Source organism: Roseateles sp. P5_B10 (assembly GCF_056400485.1).
Genome location: NZ_JBFULE010000119.1, coordinates 1 through 11,079 on the forward strand (window position 1 = coordinate 1; position 11,079 = coordinate 11,079).

Annotated in this window: 11 protein-coding genes; 9 read left to right on the top strand and 2 right to left on the bottom strand. The window is 69.5% G+C overall.

What is annotated here, in order from left to right:
* The first annotated feature begins 114 nt into the window (after positions 1-114).
* Both AC1DU6_RS10520 and AC1DU6_RS10525 read left to right on the top strand, forming a co-directional pair.
* Positions 115-1,005, top strand: a complete 891-nt coding sequence (locus AC1DU6_RS10520; RefSeq protein ID WP_457319877.1) for an amino acid ABC transporter substrate-binding protein — start codon at positions 115-117, stop codon at positions 1,003-1,005.
* Positions 1,006-1,121: 116 nt separating this feature from the next.
* Positions 1,122-2,108, top strand: coding sequence for a GGDEF domain-containing protein (locus tag AC1DU6_RS10525; protein ID WP_457319878.1), 987 nt, complete (start codon positions 1,122-1,124; stop codon positions 2,106-2,108).
* A gap of 230 nt (positions 2,109-2,338) precedes the next feature.
* On the opposite strand, the gene AC1DU6_RS10530 is transcribed toward AC1DU6_RS10525, so the two are convergent.
* Both AC1DU6_RS10530 and AC1DU6_RS10535 read right to left on the bottom strand, forming a co-directional pair.
* Positions 2,339-3,157: an HDOD domain-containing protein gene (locus AC1DU6_RS10530; protein ID WP_477857072.1), complete on the bottom strand. Its 819-nt coding sequence runs from the start codon at positions 3,155-3,157 to the stop codon at positions 2,339-2,341.
* Positions 3,158-3,193: 36 nt separating this feature from the next.
* Positions 3,194-3,952 carry a sulfite exporter TauE/SafE family protein gene (locus tag AC1DU6_RS10535; RefSeq protein WP_457319888.1) on the bottom strand — a complete coding sequence of 253 codons (759 nt, stop codon included), beginning with the start codon at positions 3,950-3,952 and terminating at the stop codon, positions 3,194-3,196.
* Between the two features lie 423 nt (positions 3,953-4,375).
* Here AC1DU6_RS10535 and AC1DU6_RS10540 point away from each other — a divergent pair, with 423 nt between their 5' ends.
* The 7 genes from AC1DU6_RS10540 to AC1DU6_RS10570 form a co-directional block, all read left to right on the top strand.
* Complete coding sequence (locus AC1DU6_RS10540) at positions 4,376-5,749, top strand: TIGR03790 family protein (protein ID WP_477857074.1); 1,374 nt, start codon at positions 4,376-4,378, stop codon at positions 5,747-5,749.
* Between the two features lie 91 nt (positions 5,750-5,840).
* A complete protein-coding gene (gene gspG, locus AC1DU6_RS10545) occupies positions 5,841-6,263 on the top strand; it encodes a type II secretion system major pseudopilin GspG (RefSeq protein WP_457319882.1) in 423 nt (140 codons plus the stop codon).
* Positions 6,263-7,459, top strand: coding sequence for a type II secretion system F family protein (locus tag AC1DU6_RS10550; RefSeq protein ID WP_477857076.1), 1,197 nt, complete (start codon positions 6,263-6,265; stop codon positions 7,457-7,459). The genes gspG and AC1DU6_RS10550 overlap by 1 nt, the downstream gene beginning before the upstream one ends.
* Positions 7,456-8,967 (top strand): GspE/PulE family protein, encoded by a 1,512-nt coding sequence (locus tag AC1DU6_RS10555; protein WP_477857078.1) that lies wholly within the window; start codon positions 7,456-7,458, stop codon positions 8,965-8,967. The genes AC1DU6_RS10550 and AC1DU6_RS10555 overlap by 4 nt, the downstream gene beginning before the upstream one ends.
* Positions 8,948-10,084 (top strand): hypothetical protein, encoded by a 1,137-nt coding sequence (locus AC1DU6_RS10560; RefSeq protein WP_477857080.1) that lies wholly within the window; start codon positions 8,948-8,950, stop codon positions 10,082-10,084. The genes AC1DU6_RS10555 and AC1DU6_RS10560 overlap by 20 nt, the downstream gene beginning before the upstream one ends.
* Positions 10,081-10,605, top strand: a complete 525-nt coding sequence (locus AC1DU6_RS10565; protein ID WP_477857081.1) for a hypothetical protein — start codon at positions 10,081-10,083, stop codon at positions 10,603-10,605. Before AC1DU6_RS10560 ends, AC1DU6_RS10565 begins: the two co-directional genes overlap by 4 nt.
* Positions 10,602-11,079: hypothetical protein (locus AC1DU6_RS10570; RefSeq protein ID WP_477857083.1), on the top strand; the 478-nt coding region annotated here is incomplete at its 3' end. The genes AC1DU6_RS10565 and AC1DU6_RS10570, both read left to right, overlap by 4 nt.

An 11,079-nucleotide genomic window follows, 5' to 3' on the forward strand; every position in this document is an offset into this window, starting at 1 on the left:
CCGCTGCATCGTGAACGATGCCGCTGCGGCTTGTTGGGCCGGGGGCCGCAAGCATCAACCGACACCAACTTCGCATGGGTCGGTTCCAAGGGTCTGGATCACAATGGCTCAGCCATGAAAACCCTGTCGCCGCTCCTCCTCGCCTTCGCCGCCGGCCTCGGCGCTGCTGCCACGGCCGAAGCCGGCCCGGCGCTGGAGCGCATCCAGGCCAGCGGCCGCATCGTGCTGGCGCATCGCGAGTCGTCCGTGCCCTTCAGCTACCTGCTGCCCGATGGCCGGCCGGTCGGCTATGCGGTGGATCTCTGCCTCAAGCTTGCCGAAGGCGTGCGCAAGAAGCTGAAGATGAGCACGCTGAACCCGCAATTCCTGCTGGTGACGCCGGCCAACCGCATCCAGATGGTGGCCGAGGGCAAGGCCGACATGGAATGCGGCTCGACGACCAACAACGCCGAGCGCCGCGAGAAGGTCGCCTTCACGGTGCCGCACTACATCACCGGTGCGCGCTACCTCGTCAGGGCTGACAGCGGCATTGCCGAGCTGGCCCAGTTCGACGGCAAGACGCTGGTCTCCACCAAAGGCACGACGCCGCTGAAGTCCATCACCCAGGCCAACAACGAGCGCGCCCTGCACATCAACATCATCGAAGCCCCCGATCACGCCAAGGCCATGGAGATGCTGGCCGCCGGCCAGGCGGATGGCTTCGTCATGGACGACGTGCTGCTCTACGGCATCGTCTCGGCGCGGCCCGATGCGGCCAAGTTCAGCGTCGTCGGCAAGTTCCTGACCATCGAGCCCCTGGCCATCGTGCTGCCCAAGAACGACCCGGAGCTCAAGGCCATCGTTGACGACGAGATGAAGCGCCTCATCACCAGCCATGAGGCGCACGCCATCTACGAGCGCTGGTTCATGAAGCCGATTCCGCCCAAGAACAAGGCGCTGAACCTGCCGATGAACTATCTGCTGAAGGACTTCTGGAAGTACCCGTCGGATCAGGTGCCCTACTGAGGGAGCGAAGCCACCTGGGTTTCTCGAGGCGTCGCGACCCCTGACAAACCCCGAGACAACAGCCTGCACAGGGCGCGCTGCGGCCGTGACAATTTGTTCCGCAGTCCGCCTCACCGATGAGCACCGATTCCCTTGCCGAACCCCTGAACCACGTCAGCACGCGCCGGCTGGGTTCGCTGCGGCTGCGGTTGACGCTCGCGGTGCCCCTGCTGACCGCTGCCATCGTCGCCGTCTTCGAGTGGAGCCTGGGGAGTTACGAGTCTCCGGCCGAGGGGCTGGCCCGCACGGCCTGGCTGGTGCTGCTGCTCAGCGCCGCCCAGCTCATCCTCATCGAGGCCCTGTTGCTGCGGCCGTTGCGCCGGTTGGCGGCCGGCTGCGAGGCCATGGAATCGGCCCCGGTGCCGCTGACGCCCGAAGCCGCTGTGCCAACGCCCGGCCTCGCCGCCGAGCTGGACCGTATCGGCCACGCCATGCTGCGCGCCCGCGGCTCGCTGTGGCAGCAGGACCAGGCCGCCCGCGAGCTCCGGCGCGAGCTGGCCCAGCAGCGTCATCTGCTGCAGGAGGCCCACAGCGCCCTGGAGGCCAACCAACGCGAGCTCGCCAGCCTCGCACGCATCGATGCGCTGACCGGCATCGCCAACCAACGCGCCTTCGACGAGGCCCTGCGCCGTGAATTCAAGCGGGCCCAGCGGCTGCGAGGCCTGTTGGCGCTGGCGGTGCTGGACCTGGACCAGTTCAAGCAGTTCAACCTCATCCATGGCACGGCCGTCGGCGATACGGCCTTGCAGCGCGTCGCGAGCCTGCTGAGCGAGCGCTTCAAGCGCGACACCGATGTCGTCGCCCGCCTGGGCGGCGAGGAGTTCGTCGCCCTGCTGCCCGGCTTCGGCATGGCCGAGGCCCAGGGCGTGCTGGAGTCATTGCGGGATGAACTKCGGGCGCTGCGCCTGCCGGATGGCCAGGGCAGTTTGACGCTGAGCGTCGGCCTGGCGGCGGCCAGCCCGGCCCATCCGTATCTGAGCGCACAAGCGCTGCTGCAGGCGGCTGACGAGGCGCTCTATATCGCCAAGCACGCCGGGCGAGACCGGCTCAGCCTCGCGGCCTGAAACCACTGGCCCCTCGCCCAGTCTGGCGGCGCTGAACGCGCGCCAACCTGGTCGGTCTTGCAGACCGCGCTGCGGCAGTGCCGCAGCTCTTCGGCAGGCACATCRCGCCCACTGGGCGTAATGTGTCCGGCCTCAGCCCCCGAGGGGACGGCGATGCTTGCGGCTTCGAGCCGCAAGCACATCGCCAAACGGGCCGGCTTGGGAGCGGCCCGGCGCTCGGCCCGGACGCTTCAGCGACCGTGTTCTTGAGCAGCCAGCAGTTGCTCGTTGACGCGGCGGGCCGCGCGCAACACGAGGGTCTCGTCCAGCTGCGCCTGGGGTGCGATCTGACTGGCAATCTCATCGAGCTGGTCCGGATGGCCGAGCAGGGCCCAGGCGACCGTCGAGATGGYGGCGACGCTGCGCCGGGCCAGGCTTTCCGGCATGGTCAGCGAGGCCTGGATCTCGACGTGATAGCGCACGCTGGCCACAGCCGCCGGGGCCAGGCCCCAGCTCTCGCAAAGGGCCGCACCCAGTGCGTCATGGCTGACGCCAAAAGCCGTCCTCTCCAGCTCCACCAGTTCGGCATCGCGGGGGGCGGCGCGCAGCATGGCCGGGTAGTGCGTCGGCGCATGACGATAGAGCACCGCCTTGCCGCATTCCTCGAACAGGCCGGCCGAGTGGGCGGCCCAGGGGTCGACGCCCAGCATCTGGCCCATGCGGCCCATCAGAAGGCCACGCTGCGAGGCGCGCGACCAGACTTGCTCCAGCTCGGCTGCGGCTGGGAAGGCGGCGCGCAGACCCATCTCGAAGGTGATGGCCGCGACCTCGCGCATACCCAGGTAGGTCAGCGCCTGGTGCACGGTCTRCACCCGGCCGCGCAGGCCGTACAGCGAGGAGTTGACCGCCTTCATGACGGCGGCCGCCAGGGCCATGTCGGTCTCGACCAGGGAGGACATGGCCTGCAGGTCGATGTCCTCGGCTGCCATCAGCAGCGAGAGCTTGACCAGGACCTCGGGCTGGGTCGGGATCTCGATGTCCAGATTGCGCAGTTGAGGATCGACGGGCATGGTGAATAAGGGCGCTAGGGAATGCTTGATGGTAGATCAGCGGAAGAAGGCGTCCCAGGCTGTTTTGAGGATGAGAGCGCCGACGACGATGACAAAGACGCCGCGCACGAAGCCGGCGCCATGTTTCAGGGCCAGCCGGGTGCCGAGCAGGCTGCCCGCCACGTTGGTTACCGCCATCACCGCCGCGACCTGCCACCAGATGTGGCCCTTGCTGACGAACAGGGCGATCGCGAACGCATTCGTCAGCAGGTTCATCAGCTTGGCCGTCGCCGAGGCGTGCAGGAAGTCGTAACCCAGCAGCCGCACGAACAGGAAGACGAAGAAGCTGCCCGTGCCGGGGCCGAAGAAACCGTCGTAGAAGCCCACGGCCAGCGCGATACCGCCGGCCACCAGCACCTCGGCTCGGCCCGCAAAACGCGGCTTGTGCTCGCGGCCGAGGTCCTTCTTGGCCAGGGTGTAGATCAGCACCGCCAGCAGCACCAGCGGCAAGGCCTTGCGCAGGCCGTCGGCGCTGACGAGGGTCAGGACCCAGGCGCCGGCGAAGCTGCCCACGCCGGCAAGCACCGCCGCCGGCATCAGGCGCTTCCAGGGCAGGTCGACCCGCTTCACATATTGCAGCGTCGCCCAGCCGGTGCCCCACACGGACGCGCCCTTGTTCGTGCCCAGCAGCGTGGCTGGCGCAGCATTTGGGAAGGTGCTGAACAGCGCCGGTACCAGCACCAGGCCGCCGCCGCCGGCTACTGCGTCAATGAAGCCTGCGAGCAGGGAGGCGAGGGCGACGGTCAGAAGTTCCAGCATGTCTTCGGTTCTATCACTGAGCGCAACGTGGCCGTCGTGTCTTGATCGGGCCGAGCGCTGGGCCGCTCCCGAGCCGGCCCGTCTGGCGATGCTGACCGGGCTCGATGCCCGGTCAATCGCCATCCCCCCGGAGCCTTCGGCCCCACAAAGAAAACGGCCACCAAGGGGTGCCTTGGTGGCCGGTGGATTGTCTTCGGGGTTACGAAGCAACCATGTGCGCTTGGCGCTTGTCTTGTCTCCTCACAACCCGCCCGGCGGTCCTGAACCAGAGCCCGGAACCGCGTCGAGTGCTGAAAATGTATTGCCCCGCCACGGTGCACGACACTGGGGTAAGCCCGGGTTCTCTGGCCGCGAAAGGTGCGGGCAGGCACCAAAATTGTGCGCAACTAACGGTCGACCTGCGCTGCAAGAATGGCCCCCATGAGCTCTTTGAACCGCTTGCTGCCGCCGTTGTTGATGACCTTGCTGAGTGCCTGCGGCGGCGGAGGCGGCGGCACGGGAGGGGACGGCGGCGGGGGTGGTGGCATGGGGCAGACCTTGACGCTGGCCCTGCCCGCCAACGGCCTGTCGCCCGCCGACCTGGCCGTCATCGTGGCCGAGGGTGATGTCCTCAGCGAGGCCGTCGGCGCCGCCTATCTGGCAGCGCGTGGCGTGCCGGCGGCGAATCTGATCCGCGTAAGGGTTAATACAGCCCAGGACGCGATTTCCGCGGCCGACTTTGCGTTGTTGAAATCCGACATCGATGCCAGATTGCCGGCCGGCATCCAGGCCACGCTGCTGACCTGGGCTGCCCCCAGCCGGGTCACTGGCGCCTGCAGCATGGGCATCACCAGCGCGATGGCTTTCGGTTTTGACACGCGCTACTGCAACCCCAGCCCATTGACCGAGGCCTGCGCGAACACGGCCGCCTCGCCGCTCTACGACAGCGAGGCGCGCCGGCCGCAAGCCGAATTGCAGATGCGCCCCTCCATGCTGCTGGGTGCACGCACGCTGGCGGCCGCCCAGGCGCTGATCAACCGCGGCGTTGCGGCCGATGGCAGCCGGCCAGCCGGCGAGGGCTGGCTGGTGCGCACGACGGACGACGACCGCAGCGCGCGCTGGAACGATTTCGCCGGCCTGCCGGCGGCCTGGAGCGGCGCCCTGGCGCTGAACTATGTCGACAACAGTGCCGGCCCGGCCAGCGCCAATGCGCTGTCCAGCAAGAGCGGCATGCTGTTCTACCTGACGGGGTTGAGCAGCGTCGCCAATCTGTCGTCGCTGCAATTCCGCGCCGGTGCCCTGGCCGACACGCTGACCTCAACGGGCGGCGTGCTGCCCTCGGGCGGCGGCCAGATGCCCATCACGGCCTGGCTGGACGCGGGTGCAACCGCCAGCTACGGCACGGTGGAGGAGCCCTGCAACCTGCAGCAGAAGTTCTCGCGCGCCTCGGTCCTCATCGACCAGTACTGGCGCGGCGCAACGGCCATCGAGGCCTACTGGAAGGCGGTGCAGTGGCCGGGGCAGGGGTTGTTCGTCGGCGAACCGCTGGCCCAGCCCTTCCGCGATACGCCCAGTTTTGCCATCGTCGCCGGCGAATACCAGATCAAAACACGAAGCCTGCGGCCGGGCAGTCGCTACAGCCTGCAATACCTGCAGGGCTCAACCTGGACGACGCTGGCCAGCTTCACCGGCGTACGGGGCCAGACCCTGGACGGCCGCGCACCGCTGCCGCCGACCGCGGCGACACGCATCCGCTGGCAAGGCCCCTGCACGGACAACGCCGGCAATACCTGTACGCTGGCCCAGTCCTCGTGAGCGGCCCCTGAGAATGCGGGTCGGTCAAATCCCGATTGCCCTGCGGCGCCCGCCGTTGAACAGTCGCCCTCCCGCTGTACCCTGCCCGACCATGTCCCGCCCCTTTTCTGCCCGCCCGCGCGGCTTCACCCTGCTTGAACTGCTGGTTGTCATGGTCATCATCGGCCTGCTGGCCGGTTATGTCGGCCCGAAGTTCTTCGGCCAGATCGGCAAGAGCGAGGTCAAGGCGACCCGCGCCCAGATCGACGCGCTGACCAAATCGCTGGACCAGTACCGCCTGGATGTCGGCCGCTACCCCAGCACCGATCAGGGCCTGGCCGTGCTGGTCACCCGGCCGGCCGACGAGCCCAAGTGGGCCGGCCCCTACCTGTCCAAGGCCGTGCCCAAGGACCCCTGGGGCAACGAATACCAATACCGCAGCCCCGGCGAGCATGGCGAATACGACCTGCTGAGCTTCGGCAAGGACGGCCGCCCCGGCGGCGAGGGTGAGGACGCCGATCTGACGTCCTGGTGATGCCCCAATTCCAAACCCGCGTGCTGCGCGCCGGTGCCGTCAGCACCGAGCGCGTGGAGGCTCCCGACCGCGCCGCCGTGGCCGCTGTGCTCGGCGTATCGCCCCAGCATGTGCTGGAGGTGCGCGAGGTGGCCGCCGCCAGCGAAGTTGCGAAGCCTTGGCGCCGTAACGCCAAATTCCCCCTGCAGCTCTTCAGCCAGGAACTGGCCGTGCTGCTGGACGCCGGCATCGCCCTGCTGGAAGCGCTGAGCACGCTGCGCGAGAAGGAAGGCCAGCCCGGCGTGCGCGCGGCGCTCGACGCCGTCACCACCCAGATCGAGCAGGGCCAGCCGCTGTCGGTCGCGCTGCGCCAGCAGCCGCAGGCCTTTGATGAGCTGATCTGCGCCATCGTCGCGGCCAACGAGAAGACCGGCCAGCTGTCGACCGCGCTGGCCCAGCATGYACGCTACCTGGCCTGGGTGGATGCGCTGCGCTCGCGCCTCGTCGCGGCCCTGGTCTATCCGCTGATGCTGCTCGGTGTCGGCTCCCTCGTCATTCTTTTCCTGCTGCTCTACGTGCTGCCGCGCTTTGCCGGCATCCTGGAGCAGACCAGCGCCGACCTGCCGTGGGCTTCGCGTGTGCTGATCGAGTTCGGCCAGACGGCCGGCGCGCATCCCGGCCTCGTCATCGGCGGGATCGCAGCCGTGGGCTTTGCGATCTTCACGCTGCTGCGCCAGCCCATCGTGCGCCAGCGCGCCCAGGCCGCGCTGTGGACGCTGCCCGGCCTGGGCCCGCGGCTGCGCGTGCTGGCGCTGGCACGGCTGTATCGGTCGCTGGCCATGCTGCTGGCCTCGGGCGTGCCGGCGCTGGCGGCGCTGCGCATCGTGGTCGACGTGGTCGCGGCACCCTGGCGCGCTGCCGTGCAGGCTGCAGCGGCGCAGATCGAGCGCGGCGAGCGGCTGTCGGCCGCCTTTGACTCGCAGGACCTGGCCACGCCGGTGGCCCGACGCATGCTGCGCGTGGGTGAGCGCAGCGGCGAGGTGGCGGCCATGCTGGAGCGCGCCGCCGCCTTCCACGACGAAGAGGCAGCGCGGCTGACCGACCTGCTGTCCCGCCTCGTCAACCCGGCGCTGATGCTGATCATGGGCGTGCTGATCGGCGGGATCATCGTGCTGATGTACTTGCCGATCTTCCAGCTGGTGGAGCAGGTCCAATGACGACTTCACTGGCGGATTGGCTGCCGGCCGAGCAAGGCCCCTGGCACCTGGACTTCGAGCAGTGGCCGCAAGCCCAGGCCCAGCGCTGGCGTGCCGTGCTGGCCGTGGGCGCCGACGACAGGCGCGTGCTGCTTGCCGAGCGCGATGAGGACGCGATGCTGCTGCAGAGCGTCGAGTCGCGGCTGAATGCGCCGGTGGGTYGGCAGCGTGCGTCGACCGAAGCGGTGACCCATTTCCTGGGCGCCGGCGAGGCCGACTTCCGCGCGCTGTCTGACGTCGAGGATGCGCTGACCACCATTGAAGACCACACCGAGGAGCTGTCGGCGCTGGCGCTGAGCGAGCAGGCCAGCCCCGTCGTGCGCCTGCTCAACGCCACCATCTACGACGCGCTGCAGGACACGGCGTCGGACATCCACATCGAATGCACGGCCCGCGGCGCGATGATCCGCTTCCGTGTTGATGGCGTCATGGCCGTGGTGCGCCAGGTCGAGAGCCCGCAGGTGGCCGAGCAGCTGGTGTCGCGCCTCAAGGTCATGGCCGAACTCGACATCGGCGAGCGCCGCCTGCCGCAGGACGGTCGCTTCAAATTGCGCGTGCAGGGCCGCGAGATCGACTTCCGCCTGAGCATCATGCCCAGCGTGTTCGGCGAGGACGCCGTCATCCGCATCCTGGACCGCGCCGCCATCGCCCGCGCCGGCGCGCTGACGCTCGATTCGCTGGGCTTTGGCGACGACGAGCGCGCCGCCATCCGCCACCAGGCCCGCCAGCCCCACGGCATGCTGCTGGTGACCGGCCCCACCGGCTCCGGCAAGACGACGACGCTGTATGCGACGCTGGCCGAGATCCACACCGGCGCCGACAAGATCATCACGATTGAAGACCCGGTCGAGTACCAGCTCAGCGGCGTGGTGCAGATCCCGGTCAACGAGAAGAAGGGCCTGACCTTCTCGCGCGGCCTGCGCTCCATCCTGCGCCACGACCCCGACCGCGTCATGGTCGGCGAGATCCGTGACGCCGAGACGGCGCAGATCGCCGTGCAGGCCGCGCTGACGGGCCATCTGGTGTTCAGTACCGTGCATGCGAACAACGCGTTTGATGTCATCGGCCGCTTCATGCACATGGGGCTGGATCTCTACAACGTGGTCTCGGCGCTGAACGCCGTGCTGGCCCAGCGGCTCGTTCGCCTGACGTGCAAGCATTGCGCCCGGCCGTTCACGCCCGATGCCGCGACCCTGACAAGACATGGCGTCATCAACGGCAACTTCCTGAAGGGCGAGGGCTGCGGCCACTGCCGCGGCACCGGCTACAAAGGCCGGCGCGCGGTGGCTGAGTTGCTCAAGCTCGACGACGGCCTGCGCGACCTGATTGCCGCGCGCGCGCCGATGTCCGAGATCAAGGCGGCCGCCAAGGCCCGCGGCATGAAGTCGCTGCGCGAGATGGCGCTGGCGGCGGTCTGCCGCGGCGACACCACTTTCGAGGAGCTGGAACGTGTCACCCTCGATGAGTGAGCGCCTGCGCCGGCAAATCGCCGCACGCCTGGCCAAGCCGCGGCGGCTCTTCGTCACGCCCGGCGGGGACGAGTTCGCGGCCTGGTGCCGCGATCTGCCGGGCACGGCCGTGGAGGTGGTCGTCAGCGCGCGTGCCCTGCACGAGCTGGTCACCGAGCCGGGCTTGCCGCTGGCCGATCTGGACGCCGTGCAGGCCTATGCCCAGCAGCAGTTCGCCCATTACTTCGGCAGCGCTGCGCAACGCTTTGCGATTGCACCCTGGAAGCTGGGCGAGACGGCTGGCGCGTCCGCTCTGCATGGGCTGGACCTGGCCGCACTGCGCACCCAGGCCGAGACTGCGAACGTGCGCCTCGCCGCCGTGCGGCCGGCCTGGGCTGCTTGGCTGGCCTCGCTGCCGGCCGCGACGCGCGCCGGCTCGGGCCGTGCGGTCTGGCATGAGGGCGATGTTTCGGTCGTCATCCAGCTCGACCGCGGCCATGTCACCGGCCTGCAGTCGCGCCGCGTACAGCAGATCGCCGATCTCGGTGGCGACGCGCCTCTCGCCGTCGGCACGCCCGCCGACGAACTCATTCCCCAGCCCGGCCCCGTCACGCCGCAGCCTGATTTCCTGCCGCGCAGTGGCCGCTCGCCCTTGGCCTGGCCGCTGGCCGCAACCGGCGCTCTGGTGCTGGCCACGGCCGCATGGAGTGCCGTCGACAGCCATCGCGGCCTCGACGTCGCCCAGGCCGCGCGCGACCGCGTCGCCACGCTGCGCCCGGCATCGGTACCCAAGCCCGCCGCGCGCGGCCGCGCCGAACCGGCCGAGAACCGCTCGGCCAATGAAGCCCGCGCCTTGCTGGCCATGCCCTGGGAGCCACTGCTGACCCGTGTCGAGACCGCGGGCGCTGAGGCCAAGACCATCGCTTGGCTGGGCATGGACGCCAACGCCGGCCGCGGCGAGTTGCGCCTGGAAGGCCTGACGCCCGACAAGTTATTGGCCCTGCAGCTGGCCGAGCAGCTTGGCACGACGCCGGGCTGGCGCCAGGTCGTGCTGTCGCGCTTCTCGGCCGCCGAGACGGGCCTGGTTGGCCAGCGCTTCGAGATCAATGCCCGCGTGGCGACCGGAGGCGGTTCGTGAAGCGGCCCGCCTTCATCAAGGCTCCGGTCAAGGCGCTCGGCTGGCCCGGCCTGGCCGGCCTGGCGGCATTGGTCCTTGCCGTGGTCGCCGTCGTGCTCAGCCAGCGTTGGGACGCTCAGGCCGTCAAGTTGCAGACCGAGGCCCGCGAGCTGCGTGCCAAGGCCCGTCCCGCCGTGGCGGCAGCGTCCGCGCCGGTCAGCGTGCAGCAATGGCAGGCCACGCTGCCACCATCGAGCAGCCGCCAGCAGCGCCTTGCCGACCTGCTGGAACTGAGCATCCGCCTGGACCTGAACGGCGCGCGCACCGAGCACCGGCTGTCCACGTCCGAGGGCCTGGAGCGGCTGCGCGTGACCATGCCGGTCACCGGCAGCTACGGCCAGGTGCGGCGCTTCATTGCCGCGGCACTCGAACATGATCCGGCGCTGAGCCTGGACTCGGTCAAGCTGCGCCGTGTCAGCCCGATGGCGGCCGATGTCGATGCCGAACTGCAGTGGTCGCTGCACGGAAGGGCTGCGCCATGAAGCCGACGTCGCCCCGTCAACTTGCCCTCGGCGGCGCGCTCGTCGCGACGCTGGCCGCGACGGCCTGGGTGGCGACGCGCCCCGATGACGAGGCCGTGACGCCGGTCGCAGCGCCAGCCCGTCGCCCGGTTGCCACCGCTTCGCCAACCTCTGCCGCGCCTGCGCCGGTGGACGGCGCCCGCCAACCCTGGGCCGAGGCCCCCGCGTCCCAACTGGCTGCCTGGCAACCCCCGCCGCCACCGCCGCCTCCACCGGCGCCAGCCCCGGTCGCTGCTGCACCACCGCCGCCCCCAGTCGCGCCGCCGGCGCCCTACCAGATGATCGGCCGCGTCATTGAAGGCGAGGGCGCCAAGGCGGTCGAGGTTGCCTTGCTGACCGGCCCAAACAAGGCGCTGAGTGCCAAGCGCGGCGACGTCATCGACGGCCAGTGGCGCGTCGAGCAGGTCTCCGACAGCGGCGTGCGCCTGACCTGGC

Bases quoted from the DNA above. Each gene is read 5' to 3' on its own strand.
- AC1DU6_RS10540 (WP_477857074.1), top strand. From the start codon at position 4,376: ATGAGCTCTTTGAACCGCTTGCTGCCGCCGTTGTTGATGACCTTGCTG.
- AC1DU6_RS10520 (WP_457319877.1), top strand. From the start codon at position 115: ATGAAAACCCTGTCGCCGCTCCTCCTCGCCTTCGCCGCCGGCCTCGGC.
- gspG (WP_457319882.1), top strand. From the start codon at position 5,841: ATGTCCCGCCCCTTTTCTGCCCGCCCGCGCGGCTTCACCCTGCTTGAA.